The organism is Limosilactobacillus viscerum (assembly GCF_947387525.1).
Lineage (GTDB): Bacteria > Bacillota > Bacilli > Lactobacillales > Lactobacillaceae > Limosilactobacillus > Limosilactobacillus viscerum.
Genome location: NZ_CANDNW010000022.1, coordinates 1 through 23272, shown reverse-complemented (window position 1 = coordinate 23272; position 23272 = coordinate 1). Strand labels below are relative to the sequence as shown.

The window sequence follows — 23272 nt, the reverse complement described above, 5'->3', positions numbered from 1 at the left end:
CCAATGCGGGCTGATTCTTGGAAAAACAACCCGGTAACGGTTACCTTAATTGGTATTCAGGTAATTGTTTTTATCCTGATGACCCTTGCCGGCGGTTCAACAAACTCGTTAGTTTTGCTCCGCTTTGGTGCGTTGCAAGCATCCCTGGTCCATGCTGGCGAATGGTGGCGGTTAATCACGCCCGTTTTTGTCCACATTGGTTTAGCCCATATCCTGATCAATAGTATTACTTTGTACTTTATCGGGATATACATTGAGCAGCTGTTTGGCCACTGGCGGATGCTAGTGATCTACTTTGCAAGTGCCTTCGCCGGAAACTTGTTGAGTGCGTATTGCTTGCCAAACGGCTTGTCGGCGGGTGCTAGTACCGCAATCTTTGGTCTGTTCGGTGCCTTTATCATGTTGGGGATGTCCTTTCGTGATAATCAGGCAATCCGGGTCCTTAGTCGCCAATTCTTGATCTTAGTTGTCCTTAACATTGCAACTGATTTAATGGTGCCGGGAATTGACCTGGCTGGTCACATTGGTGGCTTGGTCGGCGGATTCTTGATGGCCTATGCGGTTGGCGCACCGCGGCTCGGCCGGGTAAACATTACTGAACGAGTTATTGCAGCACTTGTGTTTGTTTGCGGTGTGGTAGCGTTATTCTTAAAAGTGAGCTGATGAGATGGCAAATTTACCACGAAAGTACCGGACATTATATGATGTCCAGCAATTATTAAAGCAATTTGATGTCTTTGTGTATGTGGGCAAACGGTTGTATGATATTGAGCTCATGGCAATCGAATTGGATAACCTATATCAGTCAGGCGTGGTTGACCGTGAGACTTACATGAAGGCCAAAATTGTTTTACGAAAAGAACATCGTGAAGAAAAGCGGCGTGAAGAAAGTGGCCGTTTATACTAAAATCTAATTTTCATTACAGGAGGAAGTTATAATGGCAAAGAAGTTATTTGGTGTGGATCTTGGTGGTACTACCATTAAGTTTGCAATTCTTACCGAAAATGGTGAAATTCAACAAAAGTGGTCTATCCGGACCAACATTTTGGATGAGGGTTCACATATTGTCCCTGACATTATCAACTCAATTAATCACCACTTGGACCTTTACAAGATGACACCAGACCAATTCGTCGGAATCGGAATGGGTACCCCCGGGACAATTGACCGGGATAAGGGAACGGTTGTTGGCGCCTTTAACTTAAACTGGAAGACTACCCAGCACGTTAAGGAACAAATTGAAAAGGGAACTGGAATGAAGTTCGCCCTGGACAATGATGCCAACGTTGCCGGCCTTGGTGAACGCTGGAAGGGTGCCGGTAACGAAGGTGACGATGTTGCCTTCATTACCCTTGGTACCGGTGTTGGTGGTGGACTGATCTCCAATGGCAAGCTGGTCCACGGTGTTGTTGGTGCCGGTGGTGAAGTTGGTCACATGATCGTTAAGCCGGGTGGTTACCTATGTACTTGTGGTAACCACGGTTGCTTGGAACAATATGCTTCTGCAACCGGGGTTGTTCACATTGCCCAGGATAAGGCAGAAGAATACGAGGGTAACAGTCGCTTAAAGGCAATGATCGACAATGGTGATGAAATCACTTCAAAGATTGTCTTCGACCTGGCAAAGGAAAATGATTACCTGGCAAACAAGGTTGTTGATGAAATGGCCTTCTACCTTGGTCTGGCATGTGCTAACCTTTCAAACGCCTTGAACCCAGAATACCTTGTTATCGGTGGTGGGGTTTCTGCTGCTGGTGACTTCTTATTGGAACGGGTACAAAAGAACTTTGAAAAGTTTGCCTTCCCAACAGTGCGGACTTCTACTAAACTGAAATTAGCCCAATTAGGTAATGACGCTGGTGTGATTGGTGCTGCTTCATTAGCCCGTCAATTTGAATAGTCAAAGTGAGGAGCAAGAATATTGATACTTGGAATTAGTAAAGGGTTACTGACCGTTAACCTAGTTATTATTGCACTGATCCTTATCTGGTTGATCAGCTGGGGCTACAACAATTGGCGCCGGAACCACTACGCCACTGTTTTAGACCAGGAAGACTTCCAAAAGGGGATGCGGAAGGCGCAGGTCATTGACCTTCGTCAAGAAAAGGAATTTAATGCGGGCCACATTCTTGGTGCGCGGAACCTTCCTTACATCTACCTCCGTCAACAATACGGTGAATTGCGGAATGACTTACCGGTTTACATGTATGATGAATCAATGACGCTTAGCACTCAGGCAGCGGCATTTCTTGGTAAGCATGGCTACAAGGAGCTTTATATTCTTCGCAATGGTTACCGTGAATGGGACGGTAAGACTAAGAAGGCAAAGTATTAATCCCTTGGTACTGTGCAATTAAATAAAAAAAGTGAAGCAGGAACGACTTTGTTCCTGCTTCACTTTTTTATATAATTAGGTAGAAAATTAAAGTTGGTGAGCAGAACGATTCTTCCGCGTAGCAGCGCGACGGTTCTCATCAAACTTGATTTCCTCTTCTTCAACTGGCTTAATAACGGTTTTATGGAAGGCAACCGCGCCACTAACGATCGCAGCTAAGGTTGAGGCGGTTCCAATTAAGAACCCCTTTGTTAATTGCTTCATCAGGTGTTCCTCCTTTTGTTAAATAGCTTACCTCTATTATGAGCGAATTGTCTGTTTATTACCAGCCATTTAGGAGAAATTTATTGAGTTTATAAGGAAGTTAATCATGAATAAAGTTATTGCAATTGTTGGACCAACAGCAGTCGGTAAGACGGCGCTCTCAGTTAAGTTGGCCCAGGCTGAGAATGGTGAAATAATTTCTGGCGATTCAATGCAGGTATACCGCCACCTAGATATTGGAACGGCGAAAGTAACAACGGCAGAAATGGCAGGGGTCCCACACCACCTGATTGATATTTGCGATATTAATGAGCGCTATTCTGCGGCGCGGTTTAAGCAGGAGGCCGGTTACTGGATTAATGATATTTCAGCACGGGGACGGCTGCCAATCATTGCTGGAGGAACCGGTTTTTACCTTCAAACGTTAACCAACAACCTCTCGCTGGGCCGGGATCACTTTGACGAAGAATCGGTACGGATTAGGGCCCATTGGAACCAGGTAGCAGAAGAAAAGGGAAACCAATTTATTTGGGACCACCTAGCGCAAATTGATCCAGCCGCAAGTCAAAAAATACCGGTTAATAACCGTCGGCGGATTATTCGGGCGATCGAAGTGGTTCAAAAGACTGGCCAGCTTTTTTCCGCGCAGCCACAAGAAAGCAGCAATAATGACTTTTTCTTGATTGGTCTAAATACGGATCGGCAGGTTCTTTACCAACGAATTAACGCCCGGGTCGACCAGATGGTTGCGGGTGGCTTACTTGATGAGGCGCGGTGGTTGTACGATAACGACGGCGCTAATTCACCAGCTGGCAAGGGGATTGGCTACCATGAACTTTTCCCTTACTTTGCTGGTCAGTGTAGTCTGGCTGATGCGGTTGCCAAAATTAAGCAGGATTCGCGCCACTATGCTAAGCGCCAATTAACCTGGTTCCGTAATAAGATGGATGTTCACTGGTTTGACCTGGTCAGTGGGCAGGACAGCATTCAGGATATTAAGTCGCAGGTGGATACTTGGTTAACAAAATAAAGTAGGCGAACATATTTGATTATGATTGCCTAAAAGTTCACCAATTAAATTGACTTGGTAAGCCGTGGTTGTTATCCTAGAAACCGTATTAAGTAGGGAATTGCAGAGAATGATTAGGACCAGAACAGCAATTGGTCTATAAGTTAATGCTTTTACCTAACTTTACATTGTTAATTACTGGCATGTGTTTTTGTGAAAGGGAATGGATATTATGGCAAAGCGAGAACTGACAAAAGAAGAAGTTCGTAAAATGGTCAAGGATGAAAACATCCGCTTTTTACGGGTAATGTTCACTGATATGCTGGGAACGATCAAGAGTGTTGACCTGCCAGTCAGCCAACTTGACAAGTTAATGGATAACAAGATTATGTTTGACGGTTCTTCAATTGATGGTTTCGTCCGGATTGAAGAGAGTGATATGTACCTTTACCCCGACATGGCTACCTGGTTAGTCTTCCCATGGGGCGCTGAGCATGGTAAGGTTGCCCGGGTAATCTGCAGTGTTCACATGGTTGACGGTAAGCCATTTGCTGGTGACCCTCGTAATAACCTCAAGCGGGTTCTGAAGGATATGCAAGAGATGGGCTTTAAGGACTTTAACATCGGTCCAGAACCAGAATTCTTCCTCTTCAAGACTGACGAACAAGGTAACCCAACTCAAACCGTCAATGACCAAGAAAACTACTTTGACATGGAGCCAGCTGACCGCGGTGAAGATTGCCGTCGCGAAATTGTAATTGCCCTGGAAAAGATGGGCTTTGATGTTGAAGCTGCCCACCACGAAGTTGCTCCGGGCCAACATGAAGTTGATTTCAAGTACTCTGACGCACTTGAGGCTGCTGATAATATCCAAACCTTTAAATTTATCGTGAAGACGATTGCAAAGAAGTTCGGCCTTCACGCTACTTTCATGCCAAAGCCATTGTCTGGTATTAATGGTTCTGGGATGCACCTTAACATGTCCCTGTTTGACAAGGATGGTAATAACGCCTTCTTTGATGAAAATGATGAAAAGAAGCTTTCCCAAACTGCCTACCACTTTATCGGTGGGTTAATGAAGCACGCTCGTAGTTATACGGCAATTTGCAACCCAATTATCAACTCCTACAAGCGGTTGGTACCAGGCTATGAAGCACCTGTTTATGTGGCTTGGTCTACTTCCAACCGGTCACCACTGATCCGGATCCCAAGCGACCGGGGGATGGGTACCCGGGTTGAATTGCGTTCTGCTGACCCATCCGCTAACCCCTACTTAGCAATTGCGGCGGTCTTAGAAGCCGGATTGGATGGCTTGCGCAATGAATTGCCACCAATTCACGAAGTTGATGAGAACATCTACAAGATGACTGCCGAAGAGCGGGATAAAAAAGATATTCGCAACTTACCAGATACCCTTCACAATGCTCTGAAGTCATTAGCTGCTGATGATGTTGTTAAGGGCTCAATGGGTGAACATATCTACCACAGCTTCATGGAAGCTAAGACGCGTGAGTATGATTCCTACCGTCAACACGTTTCTGACTGGGAACGCAAGCGGTACATGGAAGAATATTAGTCAAAGCAAGGTCGGGGTATTCCGGCCTTTTTTGATGTGTTAAGGTTAATCGGCCTGCTTGCATTGACAAATTGCTACATTCAGATAAAATTGTATTTGTTGCACTAGCGGCGTTGGTCGCTAACTAGTTACTAAAGGAGAATCGTAATAATGGATCAAAAGGTCAGAGTTCGGTATGCACCAAGTCCAACCGGTTTCTTACATATTGGGAATGCTCAATCAGCACTGTTTAACTACTTATTCGCACGCCACTTTAACGGAACGATGGTATTGCGGATTGAAGATACTGATACTAAGCGGAACGTTAAGTCCGGTGAAGACAGCCAGCGGGAAAACCTGCACTGGTTAGGAATTGACTGGGACGAAGGTCCTAACAAGCCAAATCCAAAGTACGCACCTTACCGGCAAAGTGAACGGAATGAAAAGGGTATTTACCACAAGTACATTCAAGAATTACTGGACAAGGGTGTTGCTTACAAGGACTACACGACGGAAGAAGAACTTCAAGAAATGCGTGAACGTCAACGCGCTAATGGCGAAGCTCCTCACTACGATGGCCGGTGGTACGGTAAGAGCGAAGAAGAACAAAAGGCTGCTGAAGCAAAGGGATTAAAGCCAACAATTCGTTTCCACTTCCCAAAGGATCACGAATACGAATGGGATGATATTGCCCGGGGCCACGTTTCATTTAACTCTGACAACCTTGGTGGTGACTTCATCATTGAAAAGAGTGATGGGATGCCAACTTACAACTTCGCCGTTGTTGTTGATGACCACTCAATGGAAATCACCCACGTCCTTCGTGGTGCTGACCACATTTCTAACACGCCAAAGCAAATGGCTATTTATGAAGCACTCGGTTGGGAACACCCAGTCTTCTGCCACATTCCATTGATCTTTAACCCAAAGACCCGAAAGAAGTTAAGTAAGCGTGACAAGGATACCCTGCAATTCATTAACGAATACAAGAAGCATGGTTACCTTCCAGAAGCCATCTTTAACTTTATTGCCTTCTTGGGTTGGTCACCAGTTGGCGAACGGGAAATCTACTCCAAGGATGAATTGATTAAGGTTTACGATCCTAACCGGATGTCCAAGGCACCAGCATACTTTGACCAAAAGAAGCTGGACTGGATGAATGCTCAATACATCAAGAAGATGGATGTGGATGAATTAGCTAAGCGGACGATGGGATTGGTTAAGGAAGGCGAAACTGAAGAAGCAAAGCGCCTCCAAAGCATTCCAGAAGACCAATGCCTAGACATCTTGAAGAAGACCATCCACGTACACCAGCGTGATGTTAACAAGCTACTTGAAGTAATTGAATACGCTTGGGAATACTACACGGTTCTTGACCAACACTTCAATTATGACTTACTTGCTGACAACGATGACTTTGACAACAATGATACTTTAGCCGTCTTGAAGAGCTTGAAGGACAAGCTGGTTAACGGCGGTGATGATCTTGATTACAGCCAAGCGATCAAGGAAGTCGGCAAGGAAACTGGTGTTAAGGGACGTAACCTGTACTTCCCATTAAACCTGGCCTTTACTGGTTCAACTTCTGCTCCGCAAATCTACGAGATTATGGATATCTACTCTAAGGATACGGATATTAAGCTGCTTGATCGGATGATTGAAGCATTACAAAAATAAGGCGAGTCACAGGGCTTCATGGTAAGTGAGTTCTGCTCTCCTACCATATTTAATAAAAGATGGGCAACCCCAAATGGTGGCCCATCTTTTTAGTTTAAAATGAGAAAAGCGACCTAAAGATAGGTCGCTTTAAAGATTGGATTGCTTCAAAAAGCTTAGTCGCTCAGTTTCTTGGCTTCTTCGTCAAGCTTTGCGAAACCAGAGCCATCAGGCTTCTTGCTCCCACGCTTTTCCATGGCCTTACGAGCCATTTCCTTACGTTCTTGCTTACTTAATGCCATAGTTAACTTCGCCTCTTTTCGAAACGCTCCATAACAGTAACAGGTAAAACACCTGTTAAAATAATTATAGGATCAGTCAGTTTGAAAATCAAATAGCGACGAGTTTCGTTGAAAATTCTTAACGGTTGGGTCACTAACGTTTACTAATTGTTACTTGTTAAGCAATTATAAAAGAGCTATTGCAAAAAGGGCGAAATGTGTAAAAATAGTTTTAGTATGGTGATAATTAAGTAATTATAAAGTTTTTGACAAAAATAACGGCAAACTAACCGTTTCAACATAATTTCAGCTACTATTTAATTAGTTATGTAGACAAGGAGTTAGTGTTTATGGCGAATGAAGAACACGAAAATAAAGCAGTTGATATCAGCAGCCTGATTGAGCGGCAGGTGTCAACCAAGATTAAGTACCTGCAAGAACTTAACCAGGCGGTTGAGGCACACCAGGACCGTAAAATCTATCAATTATTGGACAATCGACGGTACGCAAAGGAAATTGAACATCGTGAACAACAGCCAAATGACCAGGGAGTAATGAGCCTGGTTGATGACCTGGCTGACCAGTTGAGTAATTACTTAAGCGTTAAGCTAATTAAGTATTTGGGGCAAGCCTACCCATTCTTTTATTATGGAGAGTACCAAACGGGTCATTACCGGATCTATTTTGGTAACTGGTGGGACCGCCGTGAATTCGGTGAGCTTGATGTTTTAAATGTCCGTTTTTCATTTGACCAGGATGAATACAATAAGTTGCGGCAGTCGTTTGAATTAGCACGGAAGAACAAGCGGTACAACAGTGACCAGATTGAAAAAATTTCTAGTCAAAATGACCACCTCCAGGACTTGATTGACCATCAGGAGGCACGTGAAAAGAAGCGCCAACAAGTTGAAGATCAGCTCGAAGAGATTAACTCCCGGTCAGGTATCTTTGAATCAAGCAAGAACAAGGAAAACCGTCAGGAATTAGTTGACCAACTGCAAAAGCTTGAAGATGAAGAACAGGAAGCGCGGACTGCTAATAAGACGATCCGGGAAAACGAAAAGTTAGTACTTGCGCTTTCCAAGGAAAATACAATTTTAAGTTATGAACAGAAGAGTATTACAGATGTTTTCGGTAGCTTTGAAGACTTTGAACTTGCTAACCGCAACCTGTATGCTAACTACCTGGCTAGCTTAGAAGGCAAGAATACTGAAGAAAAGCAGGTGAGCGATGATGAACAATAATAAGATGATTAGCTCACCAAGTGAACGGTTAAGTGCACTGTCAGATTCCTTTAAGGACGTATTAAAGACTGGTCAACGTTACGTTAAATTGCTAGACCAGTTGGCTGAAACCGATGATGCGCGTGAAATGCTCCTTGCGACGAACGAGTTGGTAAAGCTTGACCTGCATAATGCTTTTATCGATTTTCCGCAGCATTACCAAGCAGCCGACTATTACCTTATTTTCATGGGACGCTTACTCGAAAAGCATGGAATTGATGCGGTTCAAATTTCCGAAAACGCCCGCCATGAATTTATTGCTCGAATTGAACCCATTGCCGATAGTGATTCGTTTAAATTTACCGTTGATGGTAGTGAAGCGGCCTTCACGGAACAGGGGGAGCAGGAACCACTGTTTTACCTTGACTTAACTAACCGCTTCTTCCAGTTTAATAACGAGGCTTTGGTCAACTACTTCATCGTTCACGCCCTCCAAAAACATACCGATTTGGAATTACGTGATGCGGTAAAACCATTAATTGCTTTTGCTGAAGAATTGCAGGATGACCTGGACTTCACCATTAACCTGGGGATCCTTAATACCGATAATGGTGAACACTTCAAGCTGGCTCGTCCTGAATTAGACTTAACGGTTATTGACCGCTTGTTCGTGGCCACGGCGGAAAATGACTATATGTTAATGAACCTGCCACACAACAATGGTGCTGAATTAGTACTGGACCAGGGGATTAAGTTGGACATCGCTTTTGACCCGGATGATTATAGTCAGCAATGGTTCTTTGCGGTTAAGGATCCTAGTTCCCGGGTATCATTCTTTGATACCCTGCTTCACTACCACCTAATTCGGAAGTGGTACCTTGATAACCGCGGAGAATTAGCGGTGCGGTCAGACAAATTTGTGCTGGCCGGAAATGAAGAAGACACTGCAGCTGGTGACGAGATTTCAGAACAGGAATACGAGCAACCAACGGAGGTATTTACGCCAAATCAGGAAGACGGTGATGAAGATAATGACGAAGCAAAGTAGTCTAGACATTACGGAGCTACTTCATTCAGTAATTGACTTAGAATTGGCAATTGACGATGCCCAGGAATTAATGATTGGTCCCGTAGCACGGCAGCAAACAATTTATGCCCAACTAGACCTAAAGTTAAGTGAGTTTGCCCGTAATGCCGGGTGGCTTGATGTATTAAAGCAGGCCAAGCCAGTTGAGCATTCGCAATTAGTGCAAACCTATACGGAAGCTTTAGCATTGTTTTTACTGTTCAGTGCTAAACGGCAGTTAACCCACTTGGTTGTCTTAAGCGATGAACAATGGGAACGGATTACCAATGCGGAGAAGAAGGATAAGTTAGCTGACTTAAATCAAGAGTACTTAGCAATAAAGAATTTCTTAAACGGGGCATTCTTTAGTCGGCGGCACGAGGATTTCCGCCATGCTTGGCACTTATTCCTTAAGCTTGGGCTGGTTGACTTTGAAATTAAACCGGCAGAAATTACCAGTGCTTACCAGGACATGGTCAAGAGCGCGATGAAAGAATACGCTGACGAGGATTAACTTATATAAATAAAGAAGCTATACCACAACCCAGTTAGGACCTGTAACACGCAGTTGGTTTATCTGGCATGGCCAGCGATATCTCTGTAATATTCGGAACTAAACAAAGGGACTAGGAAGAAAAGTTTTTCTTCTTAGTCCCTTTATTTTAAGAAAACGAAAATTAAGCCTTTCGTTTAGCACTATGTTTGCCGGCAGATTGATTTGTTTGGTTGCCGAAAACAATCTGACCCACCAATGAGCCAGCGAGAATTAGAACAATAATAATGAACGGTAACATAATAAATCACCTCAGAGCTAATCTCTAATTGAAGTTTAATATAGCAACTGGTGTTTTTCACGACTTTTGATCAAACTTGCCAAATTCTTTAACTTTAATTAATAATCATAAGAAATAATTATAGAATGATAAATGCAATTTGTGGATAACTCAATAGTAGATTAGATAAAAAAGGTGGAAAACAGAAGTCACCGCCGACTACTGCTTTCCACCAACTTGTGCTTTTAATGAGACGGGAGGGACTTGAACCCTCAACCCTCGGTTTAGAAGACCGATGCTCTATCCAGTTGAGCTACCGCCCCAACACAGAACCCAGTATATAATTTACTATCTTTCTTTGTCAATATCTGACGATCTCATATAAAAAATTTTATCGAAGAAAAGCTCGTGAATGTTTGACAAAGGTTATTGTGAGAAACTATACTTTAAATTGTAGAAGTATGGAAGGGGGAAGAGCCGAAGCTAGATGAAAGGATGATGGTTTATGGCTGTTAACAAAATAGACCCGCGCGTAGTTAAAACTAGGAATAGTCTACGCAAGGCGCTTGTTTATCTAATGCGGCGCGAAAAAATTGAGGATATTAGCGTCCAAAAGATTACGGAAACTGCCAGCATCACCCGCGGAACTTTCTATCTCCATTACAAAGACAAGCATGATTTCATTAAGTCAGCGATTAAAGAAATCCTCGATGACTTCTTTAATGAAGTAATGGTAGATAGTGATGACTTTAGTTTGTCGACGAAGCGAACGGTGCAGGTATTTTCCGTAAGCAAAGCTTTTCGCTACATCGAAAATAATGCCGATATTTTTGATGTCCTCTTAAATAGCGAAAAGACTGATTTCTTCTATGAACAGATGTATGATCGTTTGGCGAACTGTTTAACCGATTACTATAATACTGTGAATGATAGTCAGAAGCAGCTTTCAGTTCCTCTTCAATTGCAAATTTCCTTTATTGATTCAGCGTTTCTTGGCGTAATCCGCCACTGGTTAAAGGACGGATTGATTTATACTGCTCGTTATATGACCCAAAACGTTGAGAAGATGTTTAATCAATTTAGCAGTGAGAACGTGCCTATTGCTAACTTTTTCGTCGGCAGTGAAAGTTCAGCCTTAGATAATGTTTAACCTGCAGGGTGTGGTTGCCATTTTTTGGCAGCACCCTTTTTTTATGGTTGACGAAGTGAAGTAAATTTGCTATCATACTAACGTTGTATTTGTGAACCAACAACTACAACCGCACGCTATCAAGTTCAAAGCACTGCTGCTTGATTCGGCGAGTCTTAGATATTAAGGAGGTGCACAATATGTACGCAATTATCGTTACTGGCGGCAAGCAATACAAGGTTGAAGAAGGTAAGTCTATCTTCGTTGAAAAGCTTGACGCTAAGCAAGGTGACAAGGTAACTTTTGATAAGGTTATCTTAGTTAGTGGTGATGATACCAAGATCGGTACGCCATTTGTTGATGGTGCTGCTGTCGAAGGTACTGTTGAAAAGCAAGGCAAGGAAAAGAAGGTTGTTACCTTCAAGTACAAGCCTAAGAAGCACACCCACACTAAGCAAGGTCACCGTCAACCATACACTAAGGTTACGATTGACAAGATCAACGCTTAATGCGGAGGTGAGACAATGATTCGGGCACACTTTACGTTAGATTCGAATCAGCGAATCACCAAATTTACGATTACCGGTCATGCTGATGCAGGTCCGTACGGGCAAGATATTGTTTGTGCAGCTGTTTCGGCATTGGCAATTTCCACTGTTAATGGACTTGAACATGTTGTTCATGTCAAGCCAGTGGTTGAGAGCGATAATCAAAATGGTGGCCTTTTAAAGGTTACCAAATTAGGGGTTGACCACGATAGTCAGCTTCTCCTGAATACTCTGATGAATGGCCTAGTTGACATTCAGGAGAGTTATCCAGATAACATTGAAGTAAAAATGTTAAACTAAAGTTCATTGCTGGAGGTGAACAACTATGATTATGGATTTACAATTCTTCTCCCACCACAAGGGGGGTGGTTCCACTGCTAACGGTCGGAACTCAGCTGGTCGTCGTCTTGGTACTAAGGCTGCTGATGGTTCCATTGTTACTGCTGGCTCAATCATCTACCGTCAACGTGGTACGCACATTAACCCAGGTGAAAACGTGGGCCGTGGTGGCGATGACACCTTGTACGCTAAGGTAGCCGGTGTTGTTAAGTTTGAACGCATGGGCCGCAGCAAGCGTAAGGTATCAGTTTACCCAGTTGCTGAATAAATAATAAAAGGGCTGTGACAGCGATGTCATGGCTCCTTTTTTTGTATCTAGGAGGAAAATGATGACAAGTCGAATTAAGAAAGTTCAACAACGGCTTGCAAAACTTTATATCGATGCCTTAATGGTTACCGACCAAACCAACATTTATTACCTAACGGGTTTTAACCTGATGCAAGGTGACGGCTTCCTGTTGATTACTGCTGACCGGGCGATTATTGTTACCGATGCACGTTACGCATTAGCGCTGCGTGAGTTTGATAGTGACGAAGTTGTGGCCACGATTAGTCAAGATTACTATGGTGACCTTAATCGACTTTGCCAGGGACTGCAGGTGACAGTACTAGGCTACGAGAGTACACTACCTTATCGTTTATTCGACCTGCTTGATGAGACCATGACTGCTGATCTGGTCCCGTTTGACCACCTTATTGAAAAGATGCGGATGGTAAAGGACAGTGGTGAGCTGGCAAAACTACAACGGGCAGCTGAATTGCATACTGCTGGCTTTAACTACCTATTATCAGAGGTAAGACCCGGAATCAGCGAACGCCACCTGGTCAACCTGCTTGACTTTTGGATGAAAGAACACGGGGCTTCGCGGGCCTCATTCCCAACGATTGTTGCAAGTGGAGAAAACTCGGCCAAACCCCATGCGACCGCTAGCAAAAAATTGGTTGAAGATGGTGATATTGTCACCCTTGACTTTGGGTACTTCGTTGATGGCTATACTGCCGATATGACCAGGACATTTGGTGTTGGTTCCGTTGATCCGGAATTACGTGATGTTTACCAAATCGTCAATACGGCCCGGCAGGCAGTTATTGACCATTTCCGGGTTGGAATTCACGGTGACCAGCTTGACCAATATGGCCGGTCCTTAATTGAGGAAGCCGGTTATGGTGATGAATTTAACCACGGAATGGGCCATGGGATTGGACTGGGTGTTCACGAATTACCTGCTAGCTACGGGCCGGGTACTCATGATGTGAAACTGGTTAACAATGAAGTACTGACGGTAGAACCAGGAATTTATATTCCAGAAATTGGTGGAGTCCGGATTGAAGACGATGTGGTGGTAACACATGGTGGTCCGCAGGTATTAACAACAGCACCAACGGAATTAATTATTGTGGAGGACTAGTCATGGACCAGTTGAGTGACCTTTATACATCAATTAACCGTCGCGGACGGGCAGCACTGTTAAATGGCCAAGCGGAAATCGACAACTACCTCCAACCGGGAGTAATAGACGGGCGGCGGGGATTAACATTACTGGCACACCTTCCCGTACATGTGGGTCGCAATATTGGGTTCTGCTTGCAAGAGGTAGCGGCGACTGCACCTGGTCAATACTATTACCCTGGTAAGAATATGCATATAACGGTAATTGACCTGTTGGCGGGGAAAAGTGACTTTCACTTAGACCGTCAAGACTTTGAGCGGTACCGGCAGGTCTTAGGAAAAATAATCGGGACGACACCCGAAATTCATTTCCAACTAAAAGGGCTGATTGTTAGTCCCGGGGCATTGATGGTAAAGGGGTACTACAGTTCTGAACTTGAGCAACTTCGTCAGCAGATTCGTCAACAACTCCCTCAATTTGGATTAACGGTGGAGGAACGTTACCCAACTTACTCGGGACACGTAACCGTGGCCCGTTTTCGCCAGCCATTCTCGGCACCGGCTAATTTTTTACGGGTAGTAAACGAAAATAAAGAATTGGCTTTTGGCTCTTTTACGTTACGCTCGCTAGACCTCGTTGTTCATGACTGGTATAATCAACAAATCGACCAGCGGGCAACCTTACCACTTGGCCAGTGATGGCCCGTTGATTTTTATTAGTATTTAGTGCAAAATAGATAAAGTATATTAGATGGCAGTTGTCATTGACGGTCTAATTATTAGTTAGCCTAATAATTAATGGAGGGTTAGAAATGCCAGAAGAATCAAAGATTATTTTGAATGATGATCAATCACTGGGGACAATTCAAATTGCACCTCGTGTTCTCGAAATTATTGCTGGTTATGCCGCAAGCGAAGTAGATGGTGTCTCAAAGATGTACGGCTCATTTGCTAACAGCGTTAGTGAATTGCTGGGTCGTTCTGACCACCGGCGCGGTGTCAAGCTAGTTAATGACAATGATGAACTGGTGATTGATGTGGACGTATTTGTTGAATATGGTGTGTCAGTACCAAAGGTTGCTAGTCAAATTCAAAAGCGGATTAAGCAGCAAGTTACCCTGATGACCAACTTGGTAGTAACAGAGGTCAATGTCCACGTGAAGGGGATTGTTGCACCACAAGAAGAACAACAAGTGGATCCTGATAACCTGTTTAGTGAAGATTCAGAAGATGATGGAGGTAATGAAGAAGCATGAGTTTAACTCGCCACGCAATTCGTGAAGAGGCGTTCCAGGTTCTCTTTGCCTTACAGAATAATTCTGATGCTGACCTCGAGACGGTATACCAATCAATCCCACACCATGATGAAAAACAAATTCCAGCTTACGTTAAGCAAGTTGTCACGGGCGTTAGCGACCACCAAGCAGAACTAGATAATCAAATCAGTTCGTTGCTTGCCAGTGGTTGGACGATTAACCGGCTGGCAAAAGCGGACCTGATTATTCTCCGGTTGGCACTATACGAAATTCAATATGTTGACGAAGTGCCGACAGCAGTTGCAATTAACGAAGCACTGGAATTAACCAAGACATTTAGCAATGACAAGTCCCGTAAATTTATCAACGGTGCACTTGGGAAGTTTGAAAAAGACCACAATCTTTAATCAGAAGGGGCTAGCGCGGGCAGCCCTTTTTTCTTTTAGCGAGCAGGTGGATTACTGCAAAGTGGTTACTTTGGTATGCTAAAATAGGTAGTACTTGAGGAGGAAATTCGATGGCAATTTTAATTGATGGAAAGCAGCTGGCAAAGAAGGTCAACCAGGAGACAAAAGCGCGGGCAGAAAAATTAATCGCGAAGGGAATAAAACCGGGAATCGCGGTTGTTTTGGTAGGGGATGATCCTGCTAGTCAGATCTATACCCGTAATAAGCACCGGTTGGCTGTCAAAATGGGGTTAAAATCAGACCTTTATCGTTTTCCAACGGATGTCAAACAGGCAACCGTCCTGGCAACAATAAAAGAACTTAATGCAGATGATTCAATTGATGCAATCATTGTCCAGGAGCCACTTCCCGACCACCTTGATGGAATTGTCATCACCAATGCAATTCGTCCCGACAAAGATGTTGATGGCCTGCACCCGTTAAATCTCGGTAAGCTTTACGCTAACCAGCCGGGCAACTACCCTGTTGCCTGCACCCCACGGGGAATTATGCGGATGTTTGACCACTATGAAGTCAAATTAGCAGGGGCAAATGTCGTGATCGTCGGCCGGAGCATCCTCGTTGGTCGTCCTTTATTATCGTTGTTAAACAATGCCAATGCTACCGTGACAATGGCTGGGCGGCATACCAAGAACCTTAAAACGTTGACTCGGCAGGCCGATATTTTGATTGTTGCGACTGGGATTGCCCATTTTATTGGCAAGAACGATGTGAAACCCGGCGCAGTGGTAATTGATGTTGGAATGGACCGGCTGCCATCAGGCAAATTAACCGGTGATGTCGATTTTAATTCTGTTGAACCAGTTGCTAAAATGATCACACCAGTTCCTGGTGGTGTTGGCCCGATGACAATTGCCAGTTTAATGGAACAAACCGTTGACCTGGCCGAATGGAGGAGAAATGGACAGGAATAAATATTTAACGGTTAGTCAATTAACCAAGTATTTAAAACTGAAATTTGACCGGGACCCGTACTTACAAACGGTCTATCTCACCGGTGAATTATCTAATTTCCGCCTACGGAGTGGCCACCAGTACTTTAGCTTAAAGGATGATCATGCAGTGATCGACGCTGTAATGTTTCGCAGCAAGTTCAGTAAGGTTAAGTTCACCCCTGAAGAGGGGATGAAGCTCTGTGTTACCGGGCATGTCAGTCTTTATGAACGCAGTGGCCGCTATCAAATTTATATCGATACGATGGAACCCGATGGACTGGGCTCGCTGTATTTGGCTTTTGAGCAGCTAAAGAAGAAACTGAGTGCGGAGGGCTTATTCTCACTACCCAAAAAGCAGGTGCCACTTTTTCCTAAGCGAATCGCAGTGGTAACAAGCTTAAATGGAGCGGTGATTCGTGATATTAATACGACTGTCCGCCGTCGCTACCCAATCGCCCAGGTAGTACTATTTCCAACCGTTGTGCAGGGGGAAAAAGCTGCGGCTGATATTACCCGCCAAATTAAGCGGGCTGATGAGATGGGAAACTTTGATACCCTCATTATTGGTCGTGGTGGTGGTTCAATTGAGGACCTCTGGCCGTTTAATGAAGAAATTGTGGCACGGGCAATTGCAGATTGTCACATTCCGGTTATTTCATCAGTCGGACACGAAACCGATACGACAATTGCTGATTTAGTTGCTGACCAACGCGCGGCAACGCCAACTGCGGCAGCTGAATTAGCAACCCCCCAGCGCCTTGATGATACATTAATGTTACTTCGCGATTTTCAAAACCGCTTATTCAATACGATTAAGGCCCAGATTGATTTTGATAAGAAACAATTGGCTAAGCTTACGCAGAGCTATATTTTCCAACAGCCAACCCGGTTGTATGAAAACTATACCCAAAAGGTTGACCAGCTGACCCAGCGGCTGAACCAGCTCCAGCAGGTTCGCCTAACAGATGTTAATAATCAGCTTACCCAGTTGCGGAATAAACTACTGGCTTATACGCCGCAGCGGCAGATTAACCAGGACCAAGAAGCACTGGAACAGTTAACAACCCGCTTGCAAAATGCTATTCAGGCAAGGGATAAGCAGGCCCGGCAAGCGGCAGAGTCGTTGGTTAAACAGCTACACTCACTTGATCCACTAAAGATCATGGAGCGAGGCTACACGTATGTAACTAAGGATGGCAAGGTTGTTAATAAGGCAGCCCAGCTCACTGCCGGGGATCAGATGATCCTGCACTTTGCCGATGGTGATGTTGCGGTAACAATTACGGATATTAAGGAGAAAAATAATGGCAAGTAAAGAACCAAGCTTTGAAGAACAACTGACGAAATTGCAGGGAATTGTTAACCAGCTTGAGCAGGGAAACGTTCCGCTGGAAGAAGCTATCCAACAGTTCCAGGAGGGTATCAAACTGTCAAAGGACCTGCAAAAGAAGTTAACCAGTGCCGAAAAAACACTTGGTCACCTAATTGATGACAACGGTGAAGAAAAAGAATATGAAAAGGCAACCGATGACCCAAGCAATAACGGCGGTGGCAACCGCGGCTTCGGCAGTGAAGACTAGGTGGAAGGTCCGTTAAACAATGGTAGATTCAATTGAAAAATTAAAGCAGAGGGTGGAGGACTACCTTGCGGCTAATTTAGCAGCCGACATTGACCAGAGTACCCTTTCAGCTTCAATGGTGTATTCCACCATGGCTGGCGGCAAACGTCTCCGGCCAATCCTCACGTTAGCGACCGTTGAACTTCTTGGTGGCCAGTTGAACGACGATATTGTTCGTGCGGCGACCGCGCTAGAACTTCTCCATACTTATTCATTAATCCATGACGATCTTCCCGCAATGGATAATGATGACCTTCGTCGTGGGAAGCCAACCAATCACCGTCAGTTTGGTGCTGGGATGGCAACCCTGGCTGGTGACGGCTTGTTAACCCTTGCCTTCCAGTGGGTGACCGATAACCAGTTACCAGCAGGAACTAAGGCCGAGTTGGCACTTGAACTTGCCAAGGCGGCGGGACCAGCTGGAATGGTTGCTGGCCAAGCCCGTGACATCGAAGGCGAGGGTCACCACCTTAACCTTGACCAGTTACGTTACCTCCACCGGCAAAAGACTGGTGCCTTGATCCACTATGCGGTTCTAGCTGGTGGGATAATTACTGACCAGCCAGCGGAAGTAAGGAAGTTGTTAGCTAAGTTCGGCGATAGTTATGGCCTGGCTTTTCAAATCTACGACGACCTCATGGATGTTGTTGGTAGTACGGCCCAGATGGGAAAAAAAGTGGGCAAGGATGCTGGTGAGCACAAGAATACCTACCCCGGACTGCTTGGGGTAGCAGGTGCTGAAGAACAATTACACCGTGCACTAGCTGGTGCCCGGTCAGCCCAAGCAGAACTTGCCCAGGTAACTGGCAATTCATTTGCTGCCTATGATGACTTTTTAGCGTATTTTAAATTATAAGGATAATTAAAATTATGGAAAAAGAACGTGTTGATGTTTTACTCGTCAAGCAGGGCCTCTTTGACTCTCGAGAACAGGCGAAGCGGTCAGTAATGGCGGGTGAAATTCTTGGAAAAAATAATGAACGTCTGGATAAGCCGGGGCAAAAGATTCCGGTAACTACTACCCTGCACATGAAGGGACACAAGATGCCCTATGTTAGCCGTGGTGGCTTAAAACTGGCCAAGGCGTTAAAAGTCTTTGACATCAGCGTTAAGGATAAGGTTGTTCTAGATATTGGTTCATCTACGGGTGGCTTTACGGATGTAATGTTGCAAAATGGGGCCAAGCTTAGTTATGCCCTTGATGTTGGTACTAACCAGCTGGTGTGGCAGCTCCGCGAAGACCCGCGGGTAGTGGTAATGGAACAGACTAATTTTCGCTATAGCAAGTTAGCTGACTTTACTCATGGTCAACCAGCCTTTGCGTCGATTGATGTCTCCTTCATCTCGCTGCACCTCATCTTGCCACCATTAGCCGGAATCCTCCAGCCAGGTGGGGATGTTGTAGCGTTGATTAAGCCCCAATTTGAAGCCGGCAAGGAACACGTTGGGAAGCACGGGATCATTAAGGACCACCATGTCCACAAGGAAGTGCTTAAGAAGGTACTTGCCTTTGCACGGGAAGACCATTTTGATATTCTGGGACTCGACTTTTCCCCGATTAAGGGGGGCCAGGGCAATATGGAATTCCTGGTTCATTTACGGTTGAGTGACCAGGAAGGTACAATGGATCCGGGGGTTGATATTGACCAAGTAATTGCAAATGCTGATCAGGAGCTCAATTAAGTGGGCCGAAGAAAGGTGGAATTGTAATGAAGAAAGCAGATCGCCAAAAAAAGATTCGAGAGATTATTACCGGACAGAGCATCGAGCGTCAGGAAGACCTGGTGAAAAAGCTCAATGACCTGGGGTTACAAGTAACGCAGGCAACGATCTCACGTGATATCAAAGAAATGCAGCTAATTAAAGTGCCCGCTGAGGGTGGCGGTTACCGTTACGGGTTGCCAGTTACCCACCAGCATGATGAAACCGACCAATTAGGGAATTCGCTTCGGGACAGCTTGGTAGAGTTAAAGCAAAGTGATCGCTTCTTGGCGCTAGAAGTTCGCCCGGGTAACGGACCAGTGGTAGCCAACCTGGTGCGCAAGCTCAAGGATCGAGGAGTCTTTACCACGATTGGCGACGACAGTAATGTCCTAGTCGTTTGCACTTCTGCTGACGAAGCAACCCGCCTCGCTGAATACTTTAATGAAATTGCTGAATAAGAGGAGTTTAGTGCAATGCTGCAAGAATTAACAATTGATAACTTAGCTATTATCAAGCACCTGAGCCTGGAATTCTCTGACCAGATGACGGTTTTAACCGGGGAAACTGGTGCTGGGAAGTCAATCATTATTGATGCTGTTGGCCTACTGGCGGGTGGCCGTGGTTCGCAAGAATTTATTCGTCGTGGTGAAGAGAAGCTCCGCCTGCAGGGACAATTCTCTTTGACGAGCGATCCTAACTTAATGGAATTGCTTGATTCACTGGGGATTGACCATGAAGATAATAGTCTGATTATCATGCGTGAAATTCACCGCAACGGGCGGAACACGATCCGGGTGAATGGTCAGCTGATCAACACCACCATGCTTCGGCAAATCGGCGCATACTTGGTTGATATTCAGGGGCAAAATGACCACCAGCAATTATTGCAGCCAGAAAAGCACCTGGGGATGCTTGACCAATATGCCGATAAGGAGGTCCGTCCCTTACTGACCAAGTACCGGGAACTTTATCATGACTACACTACTCTTAAGTCGGCGGTTGATAAAAAACAGGCAAATGAGCAGCAGTGGGCGCAGCGACTTGACATGCTTCGCTACCAGGTCAACGAAATTGGTGAGGCACAGCTAAAGGAAGATGAGGAAGAAAAGCTGACTAGTGAACGCGACCGGCTGGAACACTTCCAACAAATTAATAATGCACTGCAACAGGCAGTGGCAACCTTTAACGAAGGTGACACACCAGTACTTGACCAGGTTGCGACCGTGATGGAAGCAATTAATGGAATTGCAGAATTTGACGATGAATATGATTCACTAAGCAAGTCGCTTAATGACGCTTATTACGCGTTACAAGATGTGGCAAACGAAGCCGGGCAACAGCTCGACATGCTCGAATTTGATGACCAGCGCTTAAACCAAATCGACCAGCGTTTGACCTTGATTGGTGACCTGGAACATAAGTATGGGGATTCGGTTGCCAAGGTATTAGCGTACTACCAAAAGATCAAGAAGGAACTTGATTCAATGGAGGCGGCGACTGATTCAAATAGTGACCTTGAAGAGCGGTTATCATCGGCGGAAAATGACTTGCTCGCAACTGGTGAAAAATTAAGTCAGGTACGGCAAAAGGCTGCGCACCGCCTTGCTAAACAAGTTCACCAACAGTTGTCGGAGTTGTACATGGCTAAGGCCGACTTTGAAGTTCACTTTGGGAAGCAAACTGGGAAGGCCAAGTTTAACCCGGATGGAATTGATGAAGTCGAATTCTATATCCAAACTAATCCTGGGGAATCAATGGGGCCACTGGCAAAAATTGCCTCTGGTGGTGAACTCTCACGGGTAATGCTGGCACTGAAGACTATTTTTGCTGCAAATGAAGGGATTACCAGTATTATTTTTGATGAGGTTGATACTGGAGTTAGTGGACGGGTAGCACAAGCAATTGCGGATAAAATCCGCCTGATTGCGGCCCATTCGCAGGTCCTTTGTATCACTCACTTGCCACAAGTTGCGGCGGTTGCCCAGCACCACTTCCTAATTAAAAAAGGTGTTCATGATGACCGAACAACCACGACGGTTAAGAGCCTGACAGAAAAGGAACGGGTAAATGAGTTAGCCCGGATGTTATCAGGGGAGAAGATTACCAAGCTAACAACTGAGCACGCACAAGAACTTTTGCAAATGGCACACCCACAAAAATAGAACAGAAAAAGGCCCAGCGACTGACATAGTGATGAATACTCCTGAGAGGGAGCATATCAGAATATCAGACCCTGGGCCTTTTCTTATATTAGAGGTGGGCGATATAGCGAATCTGGTCGAAGCTCAGGATGTAGTTAACGTCCTGGTTAACTAATAGGTACCGCTGTGATCCTAGCTTCTTAAGGCGACCCTTCACATTTTCAGCGAAGCCTTCTTTACTAGCGGGTATCACCTGTAATGTCACCGTGTAAGACCTTTTAATCGCCTGATCAATAAATAGCTGGCGCTGCTTTGCTGGCTGAGGAGTCAGCAGGGTGACTTCATGATGAGTCGTTGCTTTAATTGGTTCATCGTCAAAAAGCTGGCCGATCACCCGGTTAAGTAACTGTGGAGTTTCCTTTAATAGTGAATGTGTTGTTAGCTGTTGCATGGTGTCACCCTCCGAACGTTTGTTTGCACTATTAGTATACGAACATCTGTTCAGGATTGCAAGCATAAATTTTAATGGCTGCTGAATAGTTGATTTTATCGCTTGGGTAGTGCATTATAGTAGTAATACGTTAAAATTTGATAGGAGTTACAAGATGGCAAATCGTGGAATGTTAATTGTCCTTTCTGGTCCTTCCGGTGTCGGTAAGGGGACGGTTCGTAAAGCAATTTTTGATCAAAATGATAATGATTTTCAATACTCTGTTTCAATGACAACGCGGAAGCCACGTCCTGGCGAGGTCAATGGTGTTGATTACTACTTTGTATCAAAGGAAGAATTTGAACACCACATCCAGACTGGTGGTATGTTGGAATATGCAAAGTATGTTGACAACTATTACGGCACCCCATTAAAATATGTAAATGAAACCTTAGATTCAGGGAAGGATGTCTTCCTTGAAATTGAAGTTAACGGTGCGATGCAGGTCCGTTCTAAGGTACCGGATGGGGTCTTCATTTTCTTGACGCCACCGGACCTGGATGAATTAAAGCAACGGTTAATTCACCGGGGAACTGATAGTATGGAAGTGATTAATAAGCGGATCCATAAAGCATTTGGTGAAATCCAAATGATGCAAAACTATGATTACGCGGTTGTTAATGACGAAGTACCACGCGCGGTTGAAAAAATTAAGGATATTATCCGGACGGAACGACTACGGGTTCCACGGGTAATGCCACGGTATCTTGAAATGTTAGGAGATTCAGAAAAATGATTCTTTACCCATCAGTTGATGAATTACTTAAGCGGATTGATTCTCGTTACTCACTGGTTATGTTAGCCAGCAAGCGGGCACACGAATTAGATAATGGTGCTGCACCATTACTTGAACACTATGAATCAAGTAAGTCTGTCGGCAAGGCACTGGAAGAAATTCTGGCCGACAAGGTAACCATTGATCCAGACCATACGGAAGACCTACAAGATTAATAATTATGCAAGGGACGAGAAAAAGTCCCTTTTTTATTTTAAAATTTTTCTCATTTTACTTTATTGAGTATTTACAATCTAAGTGCAACAGATTTAAAAAAATAAACCCATAGCGGGTAGAATATGTTTAACGACCAAAG

General features: G+C 44.6%; 30 protein-coding genes, 1 tRNA gene and 1 other annotated feature. Of the genes, 27 read left to right on the top strand and 4 right to left on the bottom strand.

Annotated elements, in window-relative coordinates:
- The first annotated feature begins 3 nt into the window (after positions 1 to 3).
- From QOS07_RS06965 to QOS07_RS06950, 4 genes are read left to right on the top strand one after another with little or no spacing between them, the layout of a single operon-like run.
- Entirely contained in the window at positions 4 to 663 is a 660-nt protein-coding gene (locus QOS07_RS06965) for a rhomboid family intramembrane serine protease (RefSeq protein ID WP_283588246.1), read from the top strand.
- A gap of 4 nt (positions 664 to 667) precedes the next feature.
- Positions 668 to 907 carry a YqgQ family protein gene (locus QOS07_RS06960; protein WP_283588245.1) on the top strand — a complete coding sequence of 80 codons (240 nt, stop codon included), beginning with the start codon at positions 668 to 670 and terminating at the stop codon, positions 905 to 907.
- 31 nt (positions 908 to 938) lie between these two features.
- Complete coding sequence (locus QOS07_RS06955) at positions 939 to 1901, top strand: ROK family glucokinase (protein ID WP_283588244.1); 963 nt, start codon at positions 939 to 941, stop codon at positions 1899 to 1901.
- Between the two features lie 21 nt (positions 1902 to 1922).
- The gene (locus QOS07_RS06950; protein ID WP_283588243.1) at positions 1923 to 2336 is read left to right on the top strand and encodes a rhodanese-like domain-containing protein; all 414 of its coding nucleotides are present in this window, start codon (positions 1923 to 1925) and stop codon (positions 2334 to 2336) included.
- Positions 2337 to 2423: 87 nt separating this feature from the next.
- On the opposite strand, the gene QOS07_RS06945 is transcribed toward QOS07_RS06950, so the two are convergent.
- Positions 2424 to 2600 (bottom strand): DUF3042 family protein, encoded by a 177-nt coding sequence (locus QOS07_RS06945; RefSeq protein ID WP_283588242.1) that lies wholly within the window; start codon positions 2598 to 2600, stop codon positions 2424 to 2426.
- 106 nt (positions 2601 to 2706) lie between these two features.
- On the opposite strand from QOS07_RS06945, the gene miaA reads away from it, so the two are divergent.
- From miaA to gltX, 3 genes are all read left to right on the top strand, one after another.
- Positions 2707 to 3630 carry a tRNA (adenosine(37)-N6)-dimethylallyltransferase MiaA gene (gene miaA, locus QOS07_RS06940; protein ID WP_283588241.1) on the top strand — a complete coding sequence of 308 codons (924 nt, stop codon included), beginning with the start codon at positions 2707 to 2709 and terminating at the stop codon, positions 3628 to 3630.
- Positions 3631 to 3841: 211 nt separating this feature from the next.
- Positions 3842 to 5185, top strand: coding sequence for a type I glutamate--ammonia ligase (glnA, locus tag QOS07_RS06935; protein ID WP_283588240.1), 1344 nt, complete (start codon positions 3842 to 3844; stop codon positions 5183 to 5185).
- 150 nt (positions 5186 to 5335) lie between these two features.
- Positions 5336 to 6841 (top strand): glutamate--tRNA ligase, encoded by a 1506-nt coding sequence (gene gltX, locus QOS07_RS06930; RefSeq protein WP_283588239.1) that lies wholly within the window; start codon positions 5336 to 5338, stop codon positions 6839 to 6841.
- Between the two features lie 155 nt (positions 6842 to 6996).
- Here the strand turns inward: gltX and QOS07_RS06925 are convergent, their stop codons facing one another.
- Positions 6997 to 7122: a hypothetical protein gene (locus tag QOS07_RS06925; RefSeq protein WP_267202282.1), complete on the bottom strand. Its 126-nt coding sequence runs from the start codon at positions 7120 to 7122 to the stop codon at positions 6997 to 6999.
- A gap of 329 nt (positions 7123 to 7451) precedes the next feature.
- Here QOS07_RS06925 and QOS07_RS06920 point away from each other — a divergent pair, with 329 nt between their 5' ends.
- The 3 genes from QOS07_RS06920 to QOS07_RS06910 are packed head-to-tail and all read left to right on the top strand — an operon-like array spanning position 7452 to position 9904.
- On the top strand, positions 7452 to 8345 hold the full coding sequence (locus QOS07_RS06920; RefSeq protein WP_283588238.1) for an exonuclease SbcC: 894 nt from the start codon (positions 7452 to 7454) through the stop codon (positions 8343 to 8345).
- Positions 8335 to 9372 carry a hypothetical protein gene (locus QOS07_RS06915; protein WP_283588251.1) on the top strand — a complete coding sequence of 346 codons (1038 nt, stop codon included), beginning with the start codon at positions 8335 to 8337 and terminating at the stop codon, positions 9370 to 9372. The genes QOS07_RS06920 and QOS07_RS06915 overlap by 11 nt, the downstream gene beginning before the upstream one ends.
- Entirely contained in the window at positions 9347 to 9904 is a 558-nt protein-coding gene (locus QOS07_RS06910; RefSeq protein WP_283588237.1) for a hypothetical protein, read from the top strand. The genes QOS07_RS06915 and QOS07_RS06910 overlap by 26 nt, the downstream gene beginning before the upstream one ends.
- Positions 9905 to 10412: 508 nt before the next feature.
- Here QOS07_RS06910 and QOS07_RS06905 read toward each other — a convergent pair.
- Positions 10413 to 10486, bottom strand: a tRNA-Arg gene (locus QOS07_RS06905).
- 182 nt (positions 10487 to 10668) lie between these two features.
- Between QOS07_RS06905 and QOS07_RS06900 the strand changes: the two genes are divergently transcribed.
- From QOS07_RS06900 to recN, 15 genes are all read left to right on the top strand, one after another.
- A complete protein-coding gene (locus QOS07_RS06900; protein ID WP_283588236.1) occupies positions 10669 to 11313 on the top strand; it encodes a TetR/AcrR family transcriptional regulator in 645 nt (214 codons plus the stop codon).
- A gap of 97 nt (positions 11314 to 11410) precedes the next feature.
- Positions 11411 to 11479 (top strand) — a sequence feature (ribosomal protein L21 leader region).
- 13 nt (positions 11480 to 11492) lie between these two features.
- Positions 11493 to 11801, top strand: coding sequence for a 50S ribosomal protein L21 (gene rplU / locus QOS07_RS06895; protein ID WP_283588235.1), 309 nt, complete (start codon positions 11493 to 11495; stop codon positions 11799 to 11801).
- Positions 11802 to 11816: 15 nt separating this feature from the next.
- On the top strand, positions 11817 to 12140 hold the full coding sequence (locus QOS07_RS06890) for a ribosomal-processing cysteine protease Prp (RefSeq protein WP_283588234.1): 324 nt from the start codon (positions 11817 to 11819) through the stop codon (positions 12138 to 12140).
- 25 nt (positions 12141 to 12165) lie between these two features.
- On the top strand, positions 12166 to 12447 hold the full coding sequence (gene rpmA / locus QOS07_RS06885; protein WP_003664006.1) for a 50S ribosomal protein L27: 282 nt from the start codon (positions 12166 to 12168) through the stop codon (positions 12445 to 12447).
- A 58-nt stretch (positions 12448 to 12505) separates the two neighbouring features.
- A complete protein-coding gene (locus QOS07_RS06880; RefSeq protein WP_283588233.1) occupies positions 12506 to 13588 on the top strand; it encodes a M24 family metallopeptidase in 1083 nt (360 codons plus the stop codon).
- Between the two features lie 2 nt (positions 13589 to 13590).
- Positions 13591 to 14268, top strand: a complete 678-nt coding sequence (locus tag QOS07_RS06875; RefSeq protein WP_283588232.1) for a 2'-5' RNA ligase family protein — start codon at positions 13591 to 13593, stop codon at positions 14266 to 14268.
- Between the two features lie 113 nt (positions 14269 to 14381).
- Positions 14382 to 14825 (top strand): Asp23/Gls24 family envelope stress response protein, encoded by a 444-nt coding sequence (locus QOS07_RS06870; protein WP_283588231.1) that lies wholly within the window; start codon positions 14382 to 14384, stop codon positions 14823 to 14825.
- On the top strand, positions 14822 to 15232 hold the full coding sequence (gene nusB / locus QOS07_RS06865) for a transcription antitermination factor NusB (protein ID WP_283588230.1): 411 nt from the start codon (positions 14822 to 14824) through the stop codon (positions 15230 to 15232). The genes QOS07_RS06870 and nusB overlap by 4 nt, the downstream gene beginning before the upstream one ends.
- 110 nt (positions 15233 to 15342) lie before the next feature.
- Positions 15343 to 16206 carry a bifunctional 5,10-methylenetetrahydrofolate dehydrogenase/5,10-methenyltetrahydrofolate cyclohydrolase gene (locus QOS07_RS06860; protein WP_283588229.1) on the top strand — a complete coding sequence of 288 codons (864 nt, stop codon included), beginning with the start codon at positions 15343 to 15345 and terminating at the stop codon, positions 16204 to 16206.
- Positions 16193 to 17542, top strand: a complete 1350-nt coding sequence (gene xseA / locus QOS07_RS06855; RefSeq protein WP_283588228.1) for an exodeoxyribonuclease VII large subunit — start codon at positions 16193 to 16195, stop codon at positions 17540 to 17542. Before QOS07_RS06860 ends, xseA begins: the two co-directional genes overlap by 14 nt.
- The gene (locus tag QOS07_RS06850; RefSeq protein ID WP_283588227.1) at positions 17532 to 17807 is read left to right on the top strand and encodes an exodeoxyribonuclease VII small subunit; all 276 of its coding nucleotides are present in this window, start codon (positions 17532 to 17534) and stop codon (positions 17805 to 17807) included. Before xseA ends, QOS07_RS06850 begins: the two co-directional genes overlap by 11 nt.
- Before the next feature lie 19 nt (positions 17808 to 17826).
- Complete coding sequence (locus QOS07_RS06845; RefSeq protein ID WP_283588226.1) at positions 17827 to 18702, top strand: polyprenyl synthetase family protein; 876 nt, start codon at positions 17827 to 17829, stop codon at positions 18700 to 18702.
- Positions 18703 to 18716: 14 nt separating this feature from the next.
- Positions 18717 to 19529, top strand: coding sequence for a TlyA family RNA methyltransferase (locus QOS07_RS06840; protein ID WP_283588225.1), 813 nt, complete (start codon positions 18717 to 18719; stop codon positions 19527 to 19529).
- A gap of 26 nt (positions 19530 to 19555) precedes the next feature.
- Positions 19556 to 20008, top strand: a complete 453-nt coding sequence (locus QOS07_RS06835) for an arginine repressor (protein ID WP_283588224.1) — start codon at positions 19556 to 19558, stop codon at positions 20006 to 20008.
- A 15-nt stretch (positions 20009 to 20023) separates the two neighbouring features.
- Entirely contained in the window at positions 20024 to 21712 is a 1689-nt protein-coding gene (recN, locus tag QOS07_RS06830; protein WP_283588223.1) for a DNA repair protein RecN, read from the top strand.
- A gap of 88 nt (positions 21713 to 21800) precedes the next feature.
- Here recN and QOS07_RS06825 read toward each other — a convergent pair whose 3' ends face one another.
- Complete coding sequence (locus tag QOS07_RS06825) at positions 21801 to 22142, bottom strand: hypothetical protein (RefSeq protein WP_283588222.1); 342 nt, start codon at positions 22140 to 22142, stop codon at positions 21801 to 21803.
- Between the two features lie 154 nt (positions 22143 to 22296).
- On the opposite strand from QOS07_RS06825, the gene gmk reads away from it, so the two are divergent.
- Positions 22297 to 22917, top strand: a complete 621-nt coding sequence (gmk, locus tag QOS07_RS06820; protein WP_283588221.1) for a guanylate kinase — start codon at positions 22297 to 22299, stop codon at positions 22915 to 22917.
- Positions 22914 to 23132, top strand: coding sequence for a DNA-directed RNA polymerase subunit omega (gene rpoZ, locus QOS07_RS06815; protein ID WP_003713351.1), 219 nt, complete (start codon positions 22914 to 22916; stop codon positions 23130 to 23132). The genes gmk and rpoZ overlap by 4 nt, the downstream gene beginning before the upstream one ends.
- Positions 23133 to 23272: the final 140 nt, after the last annotated feature.

Coding starts and splice junctions, on each gene's coding strand:
- QOS07_RS06965 (WP_283588246.1), top strand. CDS start 4: ATGCGGGCTGATTCTTGGAAAAACAACCCGGTAACGGTTACCTTAATT.
- QOS07_RS06850 (WP_283588227.1), top strand. CDS start 17,532: ATGGCAAGTAAAGAACCAAGCTTTGAAGAACAACTGACGAAATTGCAG.
- glnA (WP_283588240.1), top strand. CDS start 3,842: ATGGCAAAGCGAGAACTGACAAAAGAAGAAGTTCGTAAAATGGTCAAG.
- QOS07_RS06960 (WP_283588245.1), top strand. CDS start 668: ATGGCAAATTTACCACGAAAGTACCGGACATTATATGATGTCCAGCAA.
- rpmA (WP_003664006.1), top strand. CDS start 12,166: ATGATTATGGATTTACAATTCTTCTCCCACCACAAGGGGGGTGGTTCC.
- QOS07_RS06945 (WP_283588242.1), bottom strand. CDS start 2,600: ATGAAGCAATTAACAAAGGGGTTCTTAATTGGAACCGCCTCAACCTTA.
- gmk (WP_283588221.1), top strand. CDS start 22,297: ATGGCAAATCGTGGAATGTTAATTGTCCTTTCTGGTCCTTCCGGTGTC.
- rpoZ (WP_003713351.1), top strand. CDS start 22,914: ATGATTCTTTACCCATCAGTTGATGAATTACTTAAGCGGATTGATTCT.
- xseA (WP_283588228.1), top strand. CDS start 16,193: ATGGACAGGAATAAATATTTAACGGTTAGTCAATTAACCAAGTATTTA.
- QOS07_RS06900 (WP_283588236.1), top strand. CDS start 10,669: ATGGCTGTTAACAAAATAGACCCGCGCGTAGTTAAAACTAGGAATAGT.
- QOS07_RS06915 (WP_283588251.1), top strand. CDS start 8,335: ATGAACAATAATAAGATGATTAGCTCACCAAGTGAACGGTTAAGTGCA.
- QOS07_RS06860 (WP_283588229.1), top strand. CDS start 15,343: ATGGCAATTTTAATTGATGGAAAGCAGCTGGCAAAGAAGGTCAACCAG.
- miaA (WP_283588241.1), top strand. CDS start 2,707: ATGAATAAAGTTATTGCAATTGTTGGACCAACAGCAGTCGGTAAGACG.
- QOS07_RS06925 (WP_267202282.1), bottom strand. CDS start 7,122: ATGGCATTAAGTAAGCAAGAACGTAAGGAAATGGCTCGTAAGGCCATG.
- QOS07_RS06875 (WP_283588232.1), top strand. CDS start 13,591: ATGGACCAGTTGAGTGACCTTTATACATCAATTAACCGTCGCGGACGG.
- rplU (WP_283588235.1), top strand. CDS start 11,493: ATGTACGCAATTATCGTTACTGGCGGCAAGCAATACAAGGTTGAAGAA.
- recN (WP_283588223.1), top strand. CDS start 20,024: ATGCTGCAAGAATTAACAATTGATAACTTAGCTATTATCAAGCACCTG.
- QOS07_RS06920 (WP_283588238.1), top strand. CDS start 7,452: ATGGCGAATGAAGAACACGAAAATAAAGCAGTTGATATCAGCAGCCTG.
- QOS07_RS06835 (WP_283588224.1), top strand. CDS start 19,556: ATGAAGAAAGCAGATCGCCAAAAAAAGATTCGAGAGATTATTACCGGA.
- QOS07_RS06825 (WP_283588222.1), bottom strand. CDS start 22,142: ATGCAACAGCTAACAACACATTCACTATTAAAGGAAACTCCACAGTTA.
- QOS07_RS06880 (WP_283588233.1), top strand. CDS start 12,506: ATGATGACAAGTCGAATTAAGAAAGTTCAACAACGGCTTGCAAAACTT.
- QOS07_RS06955 (WP_283588244.1), top strand. CDS start 939: ATGGCAAAGAAGTTATTTGGTGTGGATCTTGGTGGTACTACCATTAAG.
- QOS07_RS06890 (WP_283588234.1), top strand. CDS start 11,817: ATGATTCGGGCACACTTTACGTTAGATTCGAATCAGCGAATCACCAAA.
- nusB (WP_283588230.1), top strand. CDS start 14,822: ATGAGTTTAACTCGCCACGCAATTCGTGAAGAGGCGTTCCAGGTTCTC.
- QOS07_RS06845 (WP_283588226.1), top strand. CDS start 17,827: ATGGTAGATTCAATTGAAAAATTAAAGCAGAGGGTGGAGGACTACCTT.
- gltX (WP_283588239.1), top strand. CDS start 5,336: ATGGATCAAAAGGTCAGAGTTCGGTATGCACCAAGTCCAACCGGTTTC.
- QOS07_RS06840 (WP_283588225.1), top strand. CDS start 18,717: ATGGAAAAAGAACGTGTTGATGTTTTACTCGTCAAGCAGGGCCTCTTT.
- QOS07_RS06870 (WP_283588231.1), top strand. CDS start 14,382: ATGCCAGAAGAATCAAAGATTATTTTGAATGATGATCAATCACTGGGG.
- QOS07_RS06910 (WP_283588237.1), top strand. CDS start 9,347: ATGAAGATAATGACGAAGCAAAGTAGTCTAGACATTACGGAGCTACTT.